The 18292-nt window shown below is 64.8% G+C and carries 14 protein-coding genes; 5 read left to right on the forward strand and 9 right to left on the reverse strand.

From position 1 onward, the window contains the following. Positions 1-172: 172 nt before the first annotated feature. Genes GA0061098_RS03535 through GA0061098_RS03545 form a run of 3 tightly spaced genes read right to left on the reverse strand, consistent with a single transcriptional unit; the run spans position 173 to position 2325 of the window. Positions 173-550, reverse strand: a complete 378-nt coding sequence (locus GA0061098_RS03535; RefSeq protein WP_091953486.1) for a DUF6285 domain-containing protein — start codon at positions 548-550, stop codon at positions 173-175. A 3-nt stretch (positions 551-553) separates the two neighbouring features. Then, a complete protein-coding gene (locus GA0061098_RS03540) occupies positions 554-1540 on the reverse strand; it encodes a phosphotransferase family protein (protein WP_091953489.1) in 987 nt (328 codons plus the stop codon). Then, positions 1537-2325, reverse strand: coding sequence for an enoyl-CoA hydratase/isomerase (locus tag GA0061098_RS03545; protein ID WP_091953492.1), 789 nt, complete (start codon positions 2323-2325; stop codon positions 1537-1539). Before GA0061098_RS03545 ends, GA0061098_RS03540 begins: the two co-directional genes overlap by 4 nt. 167 nt (positions 2326-2492) lie before the next feature. Between GA0061098_RS03545 and GA0061098_RS03550 the strand changes: the two genes are divergently transcribed. From GA0061098_RS03550 to GA0061098_RS03560, 3 genes are all read left to right on the forward strand, one after another. Further along, positions 2493-3272, forward strand: coding sequence for an SDR family NAD(P)-dependent oxidoreductase (locus GA0061098_RS03550; RefSeq protein WP_165637120.1), 780 nt, complete (start codon positions 2493-2495; stop codon positions 3270-3272). A 130-nt stretch (positions 3273-3402) separates the two neighbouring features. Then, entirely contained in the window at positions 3403-3783 is a 381-nt protein-coding gene (locus GA0061098_RS03555) for a VOC family protein (protein ID WP_165637121.1), read from the forward strand. Between the two features lie 298 nt (positions 3784-4081). Then, positions 4082-5359, forward strand: a complete 1278-nt coding sequence (locus GA0061098_RS03560) for an acyl-CoA dehydrogenase family protein (protein WP_091953501.1) — start codon at positions 4082-4084, stop codon at positions 5357-5359. A 219-nt stretch (positions 5360-5578) separates the two neighbouring features. Here GA0061098_RS03560 and yghU read toward each other — a convergent pair whose 3' ends face one another. Then, complete coding sequence (gene yghU / locus GA0061098_RS03565; RefSeq protein ID WP_091953504.1) at positions 5579-6454, reverse strand: glutathione-dependent disulfide-bond oxidoreductase; 876 nt, start codon at positions 6452-6454, stop codon at positions 5579-5581. A gap of 320 nt (positions 6455-6774) precedes the next feature. Here yghU and GA0061098_RS03570 point away from each other — a divergent pair, with 320 nt between their 5' ends. After that, on the forward strand, positions 6775-7908 hold the full coding sequence (locus GA0061098_RS03570) for a nitronate monooxygenase (protein WP_091953506.1): 1134 nt from the start codon (positions 6775-6777) through the stop codon (positions 7906-7908). 187 nt (positions 7909-8095) lie between these two features. Then, the gene (locus GA0061098_RS03575; protein WP_091953509.1) at positions 8096-9604 is read left to right on the forward strand and encodes an acetyl-CoA acetyltransferase; all 1509 of its coding nucleotides are present in this window, start codon (positions 8096-8098) and stop codon (positions 9602-9604) included. A 124-nt stretch (positions 9605-9728) separates the two neighbouring features. Here GA0061098_RS03575 and GA0061098_RS03580 read toward each other — a convergent pair whose 3' ends face one another. The 5 genes from GA0061098_RS03580 to otnI all read right to left on the reverse strand — a co-directional run bounded on the left by GA0061098_RS03580 (position 9729) and on the right by otnI (position 18286). Continuing rightward, positions 9729-10925 carry an efflux RND transporter periplasmic adaptor subunit gene (locus GA0061098_RS03580; RefSeq protein ID WP_091953513.1) on the reverse strand — a complete coding sequence of 399 codons (1197 nt, stop codon included), beginning with the start codon at positions 10923-10925 and terminating at the stop codon, positions 9729-9731. Further along, positions 10912-14091, reverse strand: coding sequence for an efflux RND transporter permease subunit (locus GA0061098_RS03585; RefSeq protein ID WP_091953516.1), 3180 nt, complete (start codon positions 14089-14091; stop codon positions 10912-10914). The genes GA0061098_RS03580 and GA0061098_RS03585 overlap by 14 nt, the downstream gene beginning before the upstream one ends. Positions 14092-14372: 281 nt before the next feature. Next, positions 14373-16064, reverse strand: coding sequence for a methyl-accepting chemotaxis protein (locus GA0061098_RS03590; RefSeq protein ID WP_091953519.1), 1692 nt, complete (start codon positions 16062-16064; stop codon positions 14373-14375). Between the two features lie 168 nt (positions 16065-16232). Further along, positions 16233-17507 (reverse strand): 3-oxo-tetronate kinase, encoded by a 1275-nt coding sequence (otnK, locus tag GA0061098_RS03595; protein WP_091953522.1) that lies wholly within the window; start codon positions 17505-17507, stop codon positions 16233-16235. Further along, positions 17504-18286, reverse strand: coding sequence for a 2-oxo-tetronate isomerase (gene otnI, locus GA0061098_RS03600; protein ID WP_091953525.1), 783 nt, complete (start codon positions 18284-18286; stop codon positions 17504-17506). The genes otnK and otnI overlap by 4 nt, the downstream gene beginning before the upstream one ends. Positions 18287-18292 lie beyond the last annotated feature (6 nt).

Genomic DNA, 18292 nt, shown 5'->3' on the forward strand with positions numbered 1-18292 from the left:
AGAAATGCATCCGCGGAAAGGCTCTGGATTGCTTCGTCGCAAGAGCTCCTCGCAATGACGGGGAGAGGTCTAGCCGCCTCGCGACAGCTGCGTAGGATGGGTAGAGCGCAGCGAAACCCATCGATGGCAGAGCGAAACCTGAGATGATGGGTTTCGCTGCGCTCTACCCATCCTACGAATCGCGCCCCAGCTCCCTTTTGTACGACGCGTAGTTCGGCTGATCGACGGCGAGCTTGTCCATCGTGGTCGCCCACAGGTGCTCGGCTAGGCCCGGCGTTGCGAGGTCAACCTCGTCGTTGGCGATGCGCTCGGCGAGCGCGTGGTTGAGCTCGGTTACCGATCCGTCCATGCCGAGCAGCGCGCGCAGGCGCACCACTTCCGCAGCATCACTCCCCTCCTCCCGCGTCAGCTGCCGCGTCACGAGATCGAGGATGTTGACGGCCACCCGCAACTTGAAGGCCTGGTGGCCGGAGATCAGCGGCGTGATGTCATTGCGCAAGAAATCGGCGACCGATTTGGTCAGCTCGATCGGGGTCGGTTCGTCCTGCATGCGTCAGCTCCCGCGCGGCGCCAAGAGCCGCAATAGATCGATCTCGGTCTCGCTCGCACGGCGGCCGATCATGGCGCGTTCCATGGAATGGTCAGGGCCCTCGCGAAAGCGCTGCATCATGCCGCCGCACATGATGCCCCAGCGCAGCGTGCCCATGACTTCCCAGAATTTCACGCGCGCGGGATCGACCTGGCGGCCCGCGGCCTCATAACCCGCGAACAACTCCTCGCGCGAGCCAAAGCCGCCGACGGGCTTGTCGATTTCTCCGAACCGCCAGGAGTTGACGCAGACCCAGCCGAGATCCTCCATGGGATCGCCGAGATGGGCGAGCTCCCAGTCGAGCACCGCGCGCACGCCATCGCGGCCGATGATAAGATTGCCGTTGCGGAAATCGCCGTGCACCAGCGTCTCCTCGGCCGACGGACCCGGATCGTTGTCGCGCAGCCAGCGCAGCGCCAGCTCGAACACCGGCTTGGGCCAGTCCAGGCTGCGATAATCGCGCTCGAACTCGGAAATCTCCTGGGTCGCCGACCTGCTGCGAAGCTCAGGCAGCTTGTCCTTTGGCAGGCGATGCAGGCCCGCGAGAATGCCGCCGATCTGGCGCGCGAGATGCGGCCGCGCCGCCGCATATTCGTCATCGCGAAGAATCTTGCGCGCGATGGTCTCGCCCTCGACCCGCTGCATGATGAAGCCGGTGCCGAGACCATCCGCCGGCAGGAGCACATGCATCACGCGCGGCGACGGCACGCCGGCTTCATAAGCGAGCTGCATCAGCTGCGCTTCTGCGGCAAGGCCGGCCGCGCGCGTGGGCGCCGCGCCATAACCCTTCGGCGAGCGGCGCAAGATCGCGCCGATCACACAATCGGGATGCGTGATGTCGAAGCGCCAGGTTTCCTGACTGGCACCGCCCGACAGTTTGGCCGCGCCAGTGACGCCGGTCGCGCCCTTGCACCAGCGCCGGACGCTGCGGGAAAGCTCGGCCTCGATCATTTGCCTTTGAACTGCGCGGGCCGCTTTTCCAGGAACGCGCCGACGCCCTCGTGGAAATCCTGGGTGTCGCCGGCGCGGAGCTGGCACTGGAATTCGAGATTGAGCTGATCCTCGAAGGAATTTTCCGGGCTGTCCCAATAGAGCTTGCGGATCAGCGACAGCGCCACCGTCGGGCCGCTGGCGAGATCGCGCGCGAGCTTCATCGCCTCCTCCATCAGCACGCCGTCATCATAGACGCGGTTGACGAGGCCCCATTCCAGCGCCTTCTCGGCCGGCAGCCGCTCGCCCATCAACGACAATTCGATCGAGCGCGCGCGGCCGACGAGGCGTGGCAACAGCCAGGTCGAGCCGCAATCCGGCACGAGGCCGATGCGCCGAAAGGCCTGCAGGAAGTAGGAGGACCGCGCGCACAGGATCATGTCGCCGAGCAGCGCGAAGCTCATGCCGGCGCCCGCCGCCGGGCCGTTGACGGCGGTCACGATCGGGCAGTGCAGATTGCGGATGCGGCGCAGGAACGGATGAAATCCGGTCTCCAGCGTCAGGCCGGCCTTGGTCTTCTTCGACTGGTTGTTGCGGCCCTGGAGATTCGCACCGGTGCAGAAGGCGCGGCCCGCGCCGGTCAGCACCACGCAACGCACCTCGTCCTTCTTCTCCTCGATCGCATCGAGCGCCTCGGCAAGGCCACCCAGCATATCCACGGAGACCGCGTTCATCACCTCCTGATGGTCGAGCTTGAGGATCGCGACCGAGCCATCGAAATCGAGCGTGACGTGTTTGAACTGCATGGTTTCCTCGTGAGTTGCGGCCTGCGTCAGTTTCGCAGACCGGAATTACTTTTGCCGGGGCGCATATTTGATTTTTGGCGCGGTCTTGTCCATGGTGATCAGAGTATAGCAAGCAATCTTGCGCGCAGCGGCTGATGCGCCGCATACCCAAAAACAGGAAACGCGCCATGAACCTTTTCGACCTCTCCGGCCGCGTGGCCGTGATCACCGGCGGCAATGGCGGCATCGGCCTCGGCATCGCGCAGGCGCTCGCCGGCCAGGGCTGCAACGTCTCGATCTGGGGCCGCAATCCCGACAAGAACAAGGCTGCTACCGCGAGCATGGCGGCGCTATCAGGCAAGGTCGACAGCCGCGTCTGCGACGTCACCGATCCGGCCTCGGTCAACGCCGCGATGAAGGCCACGCTCGACACCTTCGGCAGGGTCGACGGCTGTTTCGCCAATGCCGGCATCGGCGGCGGCGGCCGGCGCTCCTTCATCGAGCGCACCGAGGAGGAATGGCGCACGATGTTTGCGACCAATCTCGACGGCGTGTTCCACGCCTTCCAGGCCGCGGCGAAGCATATGACCGACCGCGCCAATGCGGGCGATCCCTTCGGCCGGCTGGTCGCGACCTCGAGCCTCGCCTCGATCTTCGGCACCGCGCGCAACGAGCATTATGCCGCGACCAAGGCCGCGATCAACGCGCTGGTCCGCGCGCTCGGCGTCGAGCTCGCCCGCCACGGCGTCACCGCGAACGCGATCCTGCCTGGCTGGATCAAGAGCGACATGACCGCGGGCATCATGGCCAACGAGAAGTTCGTCGCCAACGTCATGCCCCGCATTCCGGTGCGCCGCTTCGGCGAGGCCAGCGATTTCGGCGGCATCGCGGTGTATCTGATGAGCAAGGCGTCGTCGTATCACACCGCCGACACCTTCGTGATCGACGGCGGCTATACGGCGTTTTGAGTCTCGTAGGGTGGGCAAAGGCGCTCTTGCGCCGTGCCCACGGTTAGCATTTTCGAATGTCGTGGTGGGCACGCTGCGCTTTGCCCACCCTACGGCTTCTCGTTTTGTCAGCGCAGAAGGGAATGGGCAAATGTTCTCACACATCATGATCGGCACCAACGATCTCGACAAGGCCAAGACGTTCTACGACGATTTGCTGAGCACGCTCGAAGTGCGGCCGGCCAGGGTCGACGGCCACCGCATCTTCTACATCACCAAGACCGGCGTGTTCTCGGTGTCGAAGCCGATCAACGGCGAGCCGGCGACGTGCGCGAATGGCGGCACCATCGGCTTTGCCTGCAATTCGCCGGAGCAAGTCGATGCGTGGCACGCGGCGGGCCTCGCGGCGGGCGCAAAAACGATCGAGGATCCGCCCGGCATCCGCCAGGGCCCGGGCGGCAAACTGTATCTCGCCTATTTGCGCGACCTCGACGGCAACAAGATCTGCGCGATGCATCGGATGCCGGCGTGATCTAGCCACACCCTCGATGTCATTCCCCGCGAAAGCGGGGAATCCAGTACGCCGCGGCTTTCTCGATTCAATCACTGCCGCCTCTGGGATACTGGATCGCCCGATCAAGTCGGGCGATGACGGCGGAGAGTGAGGCGCGCACCTGCCGCCTCGCCACCCCCATTCAAACAACATTTCAAACGCCCTCGCGATATTCCATCGCGTGGCATGGCTGCGCGTGAAAAATGCGCGCTCGCACTTTGGCCGCGCTGCGACTATTCTTGCGCCCAGAACGATCTCAGCGTCCCCGGGAGGAACAATGACAAAACACACTTATATTCCCCGCACCACCAACTACACCCTCAATCCCGGCGACGAGCTCAACGACCTCCGCATGTCGGACCAGGTCCGGCCGCTCTACGATCACGTCAAGAAGTTCATTCGCGACACCGTCGAGCCGATGTCGATCGAGTTCGCCAAGGCGGGCGAAGGCAAGGAGGATCGCTGGAGCTTCACGCCGAAGCAGCTCGAAGTGCTGGAAAAGGCCAAGAACAAGGCCAAGCAGGAAGGCCTCTGGAACTTCTTCCTGCCCGATGACGAGACCGGCCAGGGCCTGAAGAATCTCGACTACGCCTATATCGCCTCCGAGCTCGGCAAGAGCCCGCTGGCGTCCGAGAGCATGAACTGCTCGGCGCCTGATACCGGCAACATGGAGGTACTGGAGCGCGTCGGCACCAAGGAGCAGAAGGAGAAGTGGCTGAAGCCGCTGATGAACGGCGAGATCCGCTCGGCCTATGTCATGACAGAGCCGAACGTCGCTTCCTCCGACGCCAAGAACATCTCGACGACGGCCAAGCTCGTCGGCGACGAATGGGTGATCAACGGCGAGAAGTATTACATCTCCGGCGTCGGCGATCCCCGCTGCAAGATCCTGATCGTGATGGTGAAGACTAATCCGGATGCCGCGCCGAGCAAGCAGCAGTCGCAGATCCTCGTGCCGCGCGACACGCCCGGCGTCGAGGTGCTCGGGCCCATGTATGTGTTCGGCCAGGACCACGCCCCGCGCGGCCATATGCACATGCGCTTCAACAATGTCCGCGTCCCCAAGGAGAACATGCTGCTCGGCGAAGGCCGCGGCTTCGAGATCTCGCAGCTCCGCCTTGGCCCCGGCCGTATCCATCACTGCATGCGCACCATCGGCAAGGCCGAGAAGGCGCTCGACCTCATGGTGCAGCGTGGCCTCACCCGCGAAGCCTTCGGCAAGAAGATCGCCCATCTCGGTGGCAACATGCAGATCATCGCGCAGGCCCGCTGCGAGATCGAGGCCATGCGGCTGATGGTGCTGAAGGCGGCCAAGGCGATGGACGTGCTCGGCAACAAGGAGGCCCGCGTCTGGGTCTCCATGGTCAAGGCCATGGTGCCGGAGCGCGCCTGCAAGATCATCGACCAGGCGATCCAGATGCACGGCGCCACCGGCATCTCGCACTGGACCCCGCTGGCCGAGATGTACCAGGACGTTCGCCATCTGCGCTTTGCCGATGGCCCGGACGAGGTGCACTGGATGGTGGTCGGTCGCCACGAACTGAGCATGGCGTGACCAGATGCCGTAGGGTGGGCAAAGGCGTGCTCTTCGCGCGCCGTGCCCACGATTGCGGCTTATACGAGAGGTGGTGGGCACGCTTCGCTTTGCCCACCCTACGAAGATCGTAGGGCGGATTAGCGAAGCGTAATCCGCCGACTTTCGCGTGACGAAGATGGCGGATTACGCCTGCGGCTAATCCGCCCTACGCTTGGACTCGCGGAGAGTGAGCACCGCCTACGTCGCCGCCTCGACCTTGTCCTGCGTCTTCGTCTCGAAATCACCCGCATCATGCCGCTCGTGGAGCTGGCTGGCGGGATCGCCGGAGACGCGGTTGACCATGCGGCCGCGCTTCACGGCAGGGCGCTGCGCGATCTGGTCGGTCCAGCGCTGCACGTTCTTGTAATCCTGCACCGAGAGGAATTCGCCGGCGCCATAGACCAGCCCCTTGGCGAGCGCGCCGTACCAGGGCCACACCGCCATGTCGGCGATCGTAAACTCCTTGCCCGCGAGATATTCGTTGTCGGCAAGACGCCGGTCGAGCACGTCGAGCTGGCGCTTGGTCTCCATCGCGAAACGGTCGATGGCGTATTCGATCTTGGTCGGCGCATAGGCGTAGAAATGGCCAAAGCCGCCGCCGAGATAGGGTGCGCTGCCCATCTGCCAGAACAGCCAGGACATCGCTTCGGTGCGGCTCTTGATGTCCTTCGGCAGGAAGGCACCGAACTTTTCCGCGAGATAAAGCAGGATCGAGCCGGACTCGAACACCCGGATCGGCTCCGGACCGGAGCGATCCATCAGCGCGGGGATCTTGGAGTTCGGGTTGATGTCGACGAAGCCGCTGCCGAACTGGTCGCCGTTGCCAATTCTGATCAGCCAGGCGTCGTATTCGGCCCCCTTGTGGCCGAGCGCCAGAAGTTCCTCCAGCATCACCGTGACCTTCACCCCGTTCGGCGTCGCCAGCGAATAGAGCTGGAAGGGATGCTTGCCGATAGGCAGTTCCTTGTCGTGGGTAGGACCGGCAATCGGGCGGTTGATGCTGGCGAACTGCCCGCCATTTTGCTTGTTCCAGGTCCAGACTTTGGGCGGCACGTAGGCGGGAGTGTCGGTCATGCGAGGAGCTCCGGCGGAAAGATGCGCCTGCATTAATTAGACCCCGCTTGGCCGATGGCAAGCCCTCTGAGATGCATTGCCGGGCGGGGCGTCTCACCGTTTCGTCATGGCAAGCTCCCTCCCCGTCATTCCGGGGCGCCCGCAGGGCGAGCCAGGAATGACGGCGTCACCTGGGACGCCGCGGCCTGCGAGTAGAGCACGACGTCTACACACAAGATGCCTCGCCGAATCCGGCCTGTCATCGTCAGTGACGATCGGCTAGCGTCACCTTGCTTCGCGCGCGTAAGCAACGAGAACGCGAAGACCGCCTGGAGAGAGCCATGAAATCGCCGATCTGCGACATGCTGGGCATAGAGTTCCCGCTGCTGGCCTTCAGCCATTGCCGCGATGTCGTCGCTGCCGTCAGCCGCGCCGGCGGCTTCGGTGTGCTCGGCGCCACCGTGCACACGCCGGCTACGCTCGAACGCGAGCTGAAATGGATCGACGATCACGTCGACGGCAAGCCCTACGGCATCGACGTGCTGATCCCCGAAAACATCTCGACCTCGGGCGAAAAGGACGTCACCTGGAAGAGCCTGGAAGCGCGCGTGCCGCAGGAGCACCGCACCTACACGCGCGAGCTCCTGAAGAAATACGACATCGAGCTGACGACCACGGAGGTCGCAGCCGATCAGCCGCAGCCGTTCGACGGAAAGACGGCGCTGCAATTGCTCGAGGTGTCCTTCAATCATCCGATCCGCCTGATCGCCAATGCGCTGGGCGTGCCGCCGAAGGCGATGATCGAGATGGGCAAGAAGCACGGCGTGCCGGTCGCAGCGCTGGTCGGCGCCAAGGAGCACGCGCTCCGCCAGGTCGCGGCCGGCGTCGACATTCTCGTGGTGCAGGGCACCGAAGCCGGCGGCCATTGCGGCGAGGTCTCGACCATGGTGCTGGTGCCCGAGGTGATCAAGGCGATCAAGCCCATCCGCGACGTGCCGGTGCTGGCCGCCGGCGGCATCATGACGGGGCGGCAGATGGCGGCGTGCATGGCGATGGGCGCGGCCGGCGCCTGGACCGGCTCGGTGTGGCTGGCCACCGTCGAAGCCGAGACCACGGAGATCTTTCGCGAGAAGATGATCGCCGCCTCTTCCCGTGATGCAGTCCGCTCGAAAGGCCGCACCGGCAAGCCGGCGCGGCAGCTCCGCTCGGTCTGGACCGATGCCTGGGACCGTGCGCCGGACAGCCCTGGCGCACTGCCGATGCCGCTGCAAAGCGTCATCAGCCGCGATGCCTTCAACTCGATCGACCGCGCGGCGGCGGGCGGCAACGCCAAGGCGCGCGATCTCGTCAGCTATTTCGTCGGCCAGGGCGTCGGGCTGGTCGACAGCGTGAAGTCGGCGGGCGCGGTGGTGCAGGAGTTCAAGGAAGATTTCGCCGAAGCCGTCGAGCACATGAATGCGCTGGTGTCGGAGTGATTGCTCTTGGCCGGCATGTTGCTCGCGGCCCATCCTTCGAGGCTCGCGGCGCGATGCTAGCGCATCGTGCCACTCGCACCTCAGGATGACGCTGTATCCGTAGCCGTCATCCTGAGGTGGCCGCTTCTTCAGCGGCCCTCGAAGGACGACGGCGTGCCCCAAGATTTAAAATGAAAAGCAAGAAGAAATGACCAATATCCCCGAAGACCGCATCCCCGTCATCGTCGGCATCGGCGAGATCGTCGATCGCCCGAAAGACATCACCGAGGGCCTCGAGCCGCTCGATCTCTTGGAACAAGCGCTACGGCGCGCGGAGGCTGACGCCGGCGCAAAGTTGCTCGGCGAGGTGCAGTCGCTCGATGTCGTCAACTTCCTGAGCTGGCGCTACCGCGATCCGGAGAAGCTGTTGGCGCAGCGGCTCGGCATCACGCCTCCGCATTGCTATTACGGCCCGGTCGGCGGCGAGAGCCCGATCCGCTACATCCACGAAGCCGCCAAGCGCATCGCACGCGGCGAATGCACCGTGGCCGCGGTCTGCGGGGCCGAGGCGCAGTCGACTGCAACCAAGGCGGAGCGCGCCGGCGTCACGCTGCCGTGGACGCCGTTCGCCCATGATGTCGAGGAGCCCAAGCGCGGCGCGGCATTCCAGAAGCCGCTGGCGGTGAAGCTCGGCGTGTTCCGCCCCGTCACGGTCTATCCGTTCTACGAGGCCGCCTCCTCCGCGCATTGGGGCCAGACACCGCGCGAGGCGATGGCGGAATCAGGAACGCTGTGGTCGCGCTATTCGGAAGCCGCCGCGCAAAATCCCAATGCCTGGCTGAAGCGGCGTTATGCGCCCGACGAGATCACGACGCCGACCGCGGACAATCGGCTGATCGCCTGGCCTTACAACAAGCTGATGGTCGCCAACCCCAGCGTCAACATGGGCGGTGCGCTGCTGTTCACCAGCCTCGCCAGGGCGCGTGCGCTCGGTATCGCGGAGAGCAAGCTGGTCTATCCGCTCGGCGGCGCCTCGGCGGAGGAGCCACGCGACTATCTGTTGCGCGACCAGTTCTACGAGAGCCATCCGCAGAACGCGGTGCTGAAAGCGGTGGTGGACCTTGCCGGCGGCGACGGCAAAAACTTCGACGCGATCGAGCTCTATAGCTGCTTCCCCTGCGTGCCCAAGATGGCGCGGCGAACGCTGGGTCTCGGCGCCGACGTGCAGCCGACCGTGACCGGCGGCCTCACCTTCTTCGGCGCGCCGCTCAACACCTACATGACCCATGCGGCCTGCGCGATGGTGCGGCGTGTGCGTGACGGCGCAAAGCTTGGCCTGCTCTATGGCCAGGGCGGTTTCGTCACCAAGCATCACGCACTGGTGGTGGCGAAGGCGCCGCCGGGTGAGGCGCTGGCGCAGGAAACGAGTGTGCAGGGCGAGGCCGACCGCAGCAAGCGCGGGGTGCCGGAGTTCGTGACTGACGCCTCGGGCAAGGGCAAGGTCGAGAGCTTTACGGTGCTCTACGGCCGCGGCGGTGATGCCGAGCACGGCGTGGTGATGCTGCGGACGGAAGATGATAGGCGCACGCTGGCGCGAGTGCCGGCGAGCGATAGCGCGACGTTGGGACACTTGCTCGACATGGATCGCACGCCGATTGGCTCGCTCGGCGAGATCAAGATGGCGGGGGACGGCGTGCCGGAGTGGCGGGTGGCGTGATCTCGTAGGGTAGGCAAAGCGGAGCGTGCCCACCGTCTTCATGTAATCAAGAAAGATTGGTGGGCGCGGCGCAAGAGCGCCTTTGCCCACCCTACGAGAGCTGCGTCCGGGGCACGAGACCGCCCTACCCCTTCGGCGCCTGGTTCTCCGACGCCGTCGCCGGCTTGGCCTTGGCGCCAACCACGCGCACTGCATCGCCGTCGGAGAGGCCATCCGGCGGCGCCGTGATGACGCGATCATCCGCTGTAATGCCCGAGGCCAGCTCGATCTCGCGGCCGAGATCACGGGCGATGGTCACCGGCTTGAACAGGACCTTGTCATCAGTCCCGACCGTCGCCACCCGCAGGCCACTGCTGTTGAAGATCAGCGCGCTGGCGGGGATGCTGAGCGGCGCGGAATCGCGCTGGAGGTTGAGCTTCACGCTGGCATAGCCGCCGGGCATCAGCTCTCCGTTCGAATTGTCGAGCCCGAGCTGCATGCGCGTGGTGCCGGAGGCGACGTCGACGGCCTGCGAGGACGCCTCCACCGTCGCCTGGAAGGTCCGGTTCGGGTATTCCGGCAGCGCGATCGTCGCCTTGGCGCCGATCTTGATCGCCGGCACGTAGTTCTGGGGCACGTTGACATAGACGCGCAGCTTGGTGATGTCGGAGATCACGAACATCGCCGGGCCCGAGCCGCCACCGGCATTGATCAGCGCTCCGACATCGGTGTCGCGCGCGGTGACGACACCGTCGAACGGCGCGGTGATCTTCTTGTAGCCGGCCAGCGCTTCCAGCCGCTCGACATTGGCCTTGCCCGAATTGACGGCGGCATTCTTGTTGGAGAGATCTGCAGTGCGCTCGTCGATCTCCTGCGCCGAGACGAAGTTGGAGGCGACCAGCGTCTTGCGCCGGTTCAGCGTTGCTTCCGACAACCGGGCACTGGCCTGCTGGCTGGCGAGGTCGGCTCTCGCCTGAAGCAGTTGCTGATCGAGGTCCGGCGCCTCGATCTCGGCGATCGCCTGTCCGGCCTTGACGCGAGCACCGATATCGGCGCTCCAGCTCTTCAGATAGCCCGACACGCGCGCGAAAATCGGGGCGCGATAATAGGCTTCCAGCCGGCCCGGCAGATCGATGGTGGCGTTGAGCGCCTTGGCGCTGGGCTGGGTCACCGCGACGCTGGGAACGGCCTGATCGTCGGTCCATTCCCTCAACCTGGAGCCCTGCTCCTCACGGGCGCGAATCCCGGTGCCGACGACGAGGCCGGCCGCGATCAGCGCCACCACGCCGAAGATGCCCAGTTTCCGGTGCGAGACCGGGGAGCGGGGTTCAGTGGGCGACATGCGGGGTCTCCAATGGGGCGGCGGCTTTGGCGCCTTGCTTCTTGTGTACCATGCTGAACACCACGGGAACAAACATCAGCGTGGCGAAGGTTGCAAAGATCAGGCCGCCGATCACGGCGCGGCCGAGCGGCGCATTCTGCTCGCCGCCCTCGCCCAGCCCCAGCGCCATCGGCGCCATGCCGATGATCATGGCGAGCGCGGTCATCAGCACGGGACGGAACCGGACGAAGCCGGCTTCGAGCGCCGCGGCGACGGGATCACCGAGCTCCTCGTAGCGCTCGCGCGCGAAGGAGATCACCAGCACGCTGTTGGCGGTGGCAACGCCCATGCACATGATGGCGCCGGTGAGCGCGGGGACCGACAGCGTGGTCCCGGTCGCGAACAGCATCCAGACGATGCCGGCGAGCGCGGCCGGCAGAGCCGTGATGATCACGAACGGATCGGACCAGGACTGGAAGTTCACGACGATCAGAAAATAGATCAGCACGACGGCACCGAGCAGGCCGAACAAGAGGCCGGTGAAGGCGCTGTTCATGGTCTGCACCTGCCCGAGCAGCACCACGGAGGAGCCCTTCGGCACTTCCTTGGCGGTATCGGCGATCACCTTTCGGATATCGGCGGAGACCGCGCCGAGATCGCGGCCCGAGGTCGTCGCGAAGATCTGCACCATGGACTGGATATCGTATTGCGAGACCACCGCACTCGAGGCCGAGCGCTTGATGTCTGCGATGCCGCCGAGGATCGGCGACTGCGCATTGCCGGCCGCGGTGATCGGCAGCGTCTGCAGCGCGCTGAGCGAGTCGATCTGGTATTGCGGCGTCTGCATCACGATCGAATAGGACACGCCGTTGTCCGGGTTGAGATAGTAGGTCGGCGCCACCTGCGAGGAGCCGGCGAGATTGACCACGAGGCTGTTGGTGACGTCGCGCTCGGTCAGGCCGACATATTGCGCGCGGGTGCGGTCGACATCGATATTGAAGGTCGGCGCGTTCGGCGATTGCTGGATGCGGGCATCGGCAACGCCCGGAATCTTGCGCACCTTGGCCAGCAGGCTGTTGGCATAGGCGAAGTTGGCGGCGAGATTGGCGCCGCGGATCTGCAGGTCGATCGGCGCCGGCGCGCCGAAGTTCAGGATCTGGCTGACGATGTCAGCCGGGAGGAAAGCGAAGCTCACGCCGGGGAACAGCCGTGGCAATTGCTCACGCAGCACGCGCACATGCTCTTCGGTTGGCTTGTGACCTTCCCTGAGCTTGATCTGGATGTCGCCGTCCTGCGGGCCGATCACGCCGGTGTTGTTGTAGGTCATGTTGATCCCGGAGATCGGCATGCCGATGTTGTCGGTCATGGTCTCGATCTCGCCCGGGATCAGCTTGCGGACCGCCTTCTGCACGTCGGCGAGCTGGTTGGCGGTCTCCTCGACGCGGGTGCCGACCTGGGTGCGGACATGCATCAGGATGTTGCCGGCATCGACCGCGGGAAAGAAATTGCGACCGAGGAACGGCACCAGCGCGAAGGATACGCCGACCACACAGATAAAGCCGATCACGAACACCGCGCGGTGCGCCAGCGCCAGCCCGAGGAAGCCATGGTAGCCGCCGCGGATGCGCTCGAACCGTGCCTCGAAGCCGCGCTGAAACCAGACGAGCGGATTGCGCGATTTCGGCGGCCCGCCCTCGTGATGGACATGCGCCTGCAACAAATAGTTCGCCATGGTCGGCACCAGCGTGCGCGACAGGATGAACGACCAGATCATCGCGAACATCACCGCTTCCGCCATCGGCACGAACAGGAAGCGCGCGACGCCCGAGAGGAAGAACATCGGCACGAACACGATGCAGATGCAGAGCAGCGACACGAAGGCTGGCGTCACGATCTGGTTGGCGCCGTCGAGGATCGACTGCTCGACCGGCTTGCCCTGCTCCAGATGGTAATTGATGTTCTCGATCGTGACGGTAGCGTCGTCGACCAGGATGCCGACTGCGAGCGCAAGACCTCCGAGCGTCATGATGTTGAGCGTCTCGCCGATCGCCGAGAGCATGATGATGGCGCCCAGCACCGACAGCGGGATCGAGACCGCGATGATGATGGTCGAGCGCCAGCTGCCGAGGAACAGCAGGATCATGACACTGGTGAGCAGCGCCGCGATCACGCCCTCGACGGCGACGCCTTGAATTGCGCCGCGGACGAACACCGACTGGTCGCCGATGAAGCCGATCTTCAGCGCGTCCGGCAACTGGTCCTTGACCTCAATCACCTTCTGCTTGATGCCGGCGATGATGTCGAGCGTGGAGGTCGCGCCCGCCTTCAAGACCATCATCAGCACCGAGCGGTTGCCGTCGACATGGACGATGTTGGTCTGGGGCGGATTGCCGTCGCGCACGGTGGCGACGTCGCGCACATAGACCATCGCGCCGTTGACCGTCTTGATCGGGAGGTTGCCGAGCTCGTCGATCCTGAGCGGCGAGTTGTTGAGCTGGATGTTGTATTCGAACTGGCCGATCTTCTGCGTGCCGACCGGGGTGATCAGATTCTGGGCGGCGAGCGCGTTGGCGACGTCCTGGCCGGACAGGCCGCGAGCCTGCAGCGCGGTGGGATCGAGGTCGATCTGGACCTGGCGCTGCTTGCCGCCGAACGGATAGGGGATCGCTGCGCCGGGCACGGTGACCAGCGGCGTGCGCAGATTGTTGATGCCGATGTCGGCGAGGTTCTGCTCGGTGAGCCCGTCGCCCGACAGCGCCACCTGGATGATCGGCACGGTGGAGGCCGAGTAGTTCAAGATCAAGGGCGGCGTCGCGCCCGGCGGCATCTGCTTGATCAGCGTCTGCGAGATCGCGGTGACCTGCGCGTTGGCGGTGCGGATGTCGACGTTGGGCTGGAAGAAGATCTTGATGATGCCAAAGCCGTTATAGGAGTTGGCCGTGATGTGCTCGATGTCGTTGACCGTCGTCGTCAGCGCCCGCTGGAACGGCGTGGTGATGCGGCCGGACATCTGGTCGGGCGGCAGGCCGGTGTACTGCCAGACCACGCCGATGACGGGAATGCGGATGTCCGGGAAGATGTCAGTCGGGGTCCGCAGCGCCGCGAGCGGTCCGATGATCAGCAGCAGGAGCGCCAGCACGACGAACGTATAGGGCCGGCTCAGGGCAATACGGACCAGAGCAATCATGCGCCAGGCAAATCCGGGTCAGATGAGAATACGGAATCTGCCCCCACGGCGATCCCCCGTTTCCCTTTACCCGAGCACCGCCGGAAACGCTAATAACCAGAACTATCCTGCATTCACTTCCCTGCTACTGCACTGCGAAATCGACATCACAGCCATGCGGCCGGGCCCATGCGGCGCGGACGAGTTCAGGAACATGCCGATTTCGATGATGCCACAGGTCAAACAAAACGAGCGGCGCCTTTGGCGCCGCTCGTCGTTCGATAAACAGGTCGCGCGAGGATTTACGCCGCGCGGACGTTGGTCAGGAACTTGCTGACCTCATTCTTCAGCCGGCCCGAGTCGTTCGACAGCATTTGCGCCGCCGACAGCACCTGTGAGGAGGCCGTGCCGGTCTCGGTCGCGCCGCGCTGCACATCGGTGATGTTGGAGGAGACCTGCTGGGTGCCTTGCGCGGCCTGCTGCACGTTGCGGGCGATCTCCTGGGTCGCGGCGCCCTGCTCTTCCACCGCCGCTGCAATCGCCGACGAGATTTCCGAGAGGCGCTCGATGGTCGAGGAGATCTCCTTGATGGCGCCGACGGAGTCGTTGGTCGCCGCCTGGATGCCGGAGATCTGCTGGCCGATCTCACCGGTCGCCTTCGCGGTCTGCTCGGCGAGCGCCTTCACCTCGGAGGCCACTACCGCAAAGCCGCGGCCGGCTTCACCGGCACGTGCTGCCTCGATGGTGGCGTTCAGCGCCAGCAGGTTGGTCTGACCGGCGATGGTGTTGATCAGCTCGACGACATCGCCGATGCGGGACGCCGCCTTGGAAAGCTCGCTGACCCGCTCGGTGGTGGCACGGGCCTGGCCGACGGCGTCGCCCGCCATCCGCGCCGATTCCTGCACCTGACGGCTGATCTCGCCGACCGACGAGGCCATCTCCTCGGTGGCCGAGGCCACCGACTGCACGTTGGTCGAGGCTTCCTCCGAAGCGCTGGCAACGGTGGTCGCCAGCCTCTGGGAACGGTCGGCGGTCGAGGTCAGCGTCGAGGCGGAGGCCTCTAACTGGGTCGAAGCCGACGACACGGTCTGGACGATCTCGCCGATCATGGTTTCGAATTCGCGGGTGATGTTGTCGACGCGGCGGCCGCGCTCGATCTTGGCGTCGGCATCCGTGGCCGCAGCCTCGTCGGCGGCCTTCTTGGCGATCAGCGCCTCTTTGAAGATCTGGAGCACGTCGGCCATGGCGCCGATCTCGGTCTTCTCGCCCCGGTGCGGGACTTCGGCGGAGAGGTCGCCCTTGCCCAGCGCCTGCATCGGCTCGATGATCGAGTTGATGCCCTTCGAAACGTCCTGGACGAGATAGAAGCCGACGCCGATGCCGATGATGACGGCAGCGCCGAGAATGATCGAGACCAGCATGAAAGCATAGGAATAGCTGTCCGCAGCATCCTGAGCCGCCTGGTCGCCGCCCTTGGTGTTGAGCTCGATGTCCTTCATCAGGACCTCATCCGAGGCAAGACCGATCTTGTTGACCGTCTTGGTGTTCAGCTCCTGTGCTTCGTGCGGGACCTTGCCGGCCTCCTTGCGCGAGAGCGCCATCACCTCCTCGGTGCCCTTCTTGTAGTCGTCCCAGAGTTTTGCCCACTGGTTGTAGAGCGCCCGCTCCTCCGGCGAGGTGATCATCGTCTCATATCGACTACGAATCTTGGCCAGCGCCTCGATCACTGTCACAGCCGTTTTCTCGTTGGCGAGCTTCTCGTCCAGCGTTTCGGACAGCATGTGCTGGCGGACCACGTTGCGATAGGTGATGACGCTCGCCCGAAGCTCACCGAGCACCCGCACGCTGGGCATCCAGCTCGTGGTGATGTCGATCGTGTTGGCGTTCATCGACCGCATTTTCATGACGGCCAGGAGACCCATGCCGGCCATTGCGACCAGCAGGAACGCCACGACACTGATGATCTTGGCGCGGATGGAAATGGTGGCAAGCATAATCGGGTCTCTTTGTGCTGGCGCGGTGCGCGTCCGAAAGTTTTACGAATCAATTAAAGGGAGCAGCACCAACATCCAACACCAGAGCACCTGCGCAGATGTTAACTACGACTCCGTACGAGTACGGAGCCTCAAAGAGATGAACAGGCCGCTAAAAATGCTCTGCGCTCAGCGCATGAGCCTAAGCGCCTCGGAGAAAAATTCAGCGCCGCCGAAGTTTCCGGACTTCAGAGCGAGCAGCATGTTTTCTTGCGCGCCCACCGAGTGGAGCACCGGGACACCTGCTGCGATCTCTACTCCGACGAGAAATCCGGGGATCTTCAACCGATCGACCACCGCACCGGAAGTCTCGCCGCCGGCGACGATCAGTCGCCGCACGCCTGATTTTACGAGGTTTTCCGCGATGTCGGCCATGGTCTGCTCGATCGCGTGGCCGGCCGCGTCGCGACCGTGGCGCGCCTGCAGTGCGGCGACCTGATCGGGCGTCGCGCTCGAGGCGATCAGCACCGGACCCTCTGCAAGCCGCGGCCTCGCCCAATCCAGTGCGCGCTGTGCTTCGCCGCCCCCCGTAATGATACGGTCCGGATCGAGATGGTGCACCGGCATGACCCGTTCGGCGTTGGCGATCTGCTGAAGCGTTGCCTGAGAGCAGCTCCCGGCGAGGCAGGCCGCCGGTCCACCGACGGCAGTGCCGGTCTCGCCCTTCGCCCCGGCTGATTTGACTTTACCCGTCGACACCAGCGCACGCGCGAGCCCGAGGCCGATACCGGAGGCGCCGACCGACAGCCGATGTTCGGCGGCGACGAGGCCGATGGTCTCGAGGTCGCGGTCAAAGACCGCGTCGATGATGGCAGCGCCGATGCCCTTGCCCGCCAGCTCGGCCAGCCGTGCCCGCACGGCATCCGCGCCGCGCGTGACGGTGGCGAGGTCGACGAGACCGATCTGCGTCCTGCTCTGGCGCGCCAGCACGCGCACCAGGTTGGAATCGTGCATCGGGTTGAGCGGATGGTCCTTCAGCGGGCTCTCATTCAACGGCACCGCGCCGACGAAAAGGTTGCCCTGGTAGACGGTGCGGCCGGTCTCCGGGAAGGCCGGAGTCACCAGCACAGCACCCTCGCCGCCGTCGGCGCGCAGCGCGTCCATCACGGGGCCGATATTGCCGGCGTCGGTGGAATCGAAAGTCGAGCAGATCTTGAACAACACGTGGCCCGCGCCGCGGCCGCGCAGCCACTGATCCGCCGCACGCGAACGCGATACGGCAAGGCCGGCCTCGATCGAGCGGCTCTTCAGCGACACCACGACGGCATCGACCTCGGGCAGTGCGAGATCGTCCGCGGGGACGCCGATGGTCTGCACGGTGCGCAAGCCCGCGCGTGTCAGCGTGTTGGCGAGATCGGAAGCGCCGGTGTAGTCGTCGGCGATGCAGCCCAACGCAAGTGTCACGGCTTCACTCCAGCGTAAGGCTTGAACCAGGCAAGACCGTCGGTGGTCTTGCCGCGCGGATTGTACTCGCAGCCGACGAAGCCGGCATAGCCGAGGCGGTCGAGCTCTTCGAACAGGAACGGATAGTTCAGCTCCTCGCCGTCGGGCTCGTTGCGCGACGGAATACTGGCGATCTGGATGTGGCCGATGATCGGCATCATCTCGCGAAGCCGCATCGTCACGTCGCCATGAATGATCTGGCAGTGATAGATGTCGAATTGCAGCTTCAGGTTCGGGAGCCTCAGCTCCTGGATCAGGTCGCGCGCGAAGCCGAAATCGTTGAGAAAGTAGCCGGGCACGTTGCGCGCATTGATCGGCTCGAGCACGATATCGATACCGTGCGGGGCGAAGAACTCCGCAGCCCAAGCCACCGATTTGTAGAACGCCTCGATCGCGACGCGCTCGCCACGGTTGGCGATGCCGGCCATCAGGTGCAGGCGCTTGACGCCGGTCGCCTTGGCGTAAGGCAGCGCCGTCTCCAGGCCCGCCTTGAGATCGGAGAAGCGCGAGGGGAGCGCCGCAAAGCCCTTCTCGCCGGCGTTCCAGTCGCCCGGCGGCAGGTTGAACAGCGCCTGGGTCAGGCCGTTGCGCTTGAGGCGCTCGCCGACCGCCTCGGCGGGATGCTCATAGGGAAAGAGAAACTCGACCGCGGTGAAGCCGGCTGATGCGGCGGCATCGAAGCGATCGAGGAACGGCACCTCGGTGAACATCATCGAGAGATTGGCGGCAAAACGGGGCATTGGAGT

It is taken from the genome of Bradyrhizobium shewense (genome assembly GCF_900094605.1).
In the GTDB taxonomy this organism is placed as follows: Bacteria; Pseudomonadota; Alphaproteobacteria; order Rhizobiales; family Xanthobacteraceae; genus Bradyrhizobium; species Bradyrhizobium shewense.

Coding starts and splice junctions, on each gene's coding strand:
- GA0061098_RS03535 (WP_091953486.1), bottom strand. CDS start 550: ATGCAGGACGAACCGACCCCGATCGAGCTGACCAAATCGGTCGCCGAT.
- GA0061098_RS03540 (WP_091953489.1), bottom strand. CDS start 1,540: ATGATCGAGGCCGAGCTTTCCCGCAGCGTCCGGCGCTGGTGCAAGGGC.
- GA0061098_RS03545 (WP_091953492.1), bottom strand. CDS start 2,325: ATGCAGTTCAAACACGTCACGCTCGATTTCGATGGCTCGGTCGCGATC.
- GA0061098_RS03550 (WP_165637120.1), top strand. CDS start 2,493: ATGAACCTTTTCGACCTCTCCGGCCGCGTGGCCGTGATCACCGGCGGC.
- GA0061098_RS03555 (WP_165637121.1), top strand. CDS start 3,403: ATGTTCTCACACATCATGATCGGCACCAACGATCTCGACAAGGCCAAG.
- GA0061098_RS03560 (WP_091953501.1), top strand. CDS start 4,082: ATGACAAAACACACTTATATTCCCCGCACCACCAACTACACCCTCAAT.
- yghU (WP_091953504.1), bottom strand. CDS start 6,454: ATGACCGACACTCCCGCCTACGTGCCGCCCAAAGTCTGGACCTGGAAC.
- GA0061098_RS03570 (WP_091953506.1), top strand. CDS start 6,775: ATGAAATCGCCGATCTGCGACATGCTGGGCATAGAGTTCCCGCTGCTG.
- GA0061098_RS03575 (WP_091953509.1), top strand. CDS start 8,096: ATGACCAATATCCCCGAAGACCGCATCCCCGTCATCGTCGGCATCGGC.
- GA0061098_RS03580 (WP_091953513.1), bottom strand. CDS start 10,925: ATGTCGCCCACTGAACCCCGCTCCCCGGTCTCGCACCGGAAACTGGGC.
- GA0061098_RS03585 (WP_091953516.1), bottom strand. CDS start 14,091: ATGATTGCTCTGGTCCGTATTGCCCTGAGCCGGCCCTATACGTTCGTC.
- GA0061098_RS03590 (WP_091953519.1), bottom strand. CDS start 16,064: ATGCTTGCCACCATTTCCATCCGCGCCAAGATCATCAGTGTCGTGGCG.
- otnI (WP_091953525.1), bottom strand. CDS start 18,286: ATGCCCCGTTTTGCCGCCAATCTCTCGATGATGTTCACCGAGGTGCCG.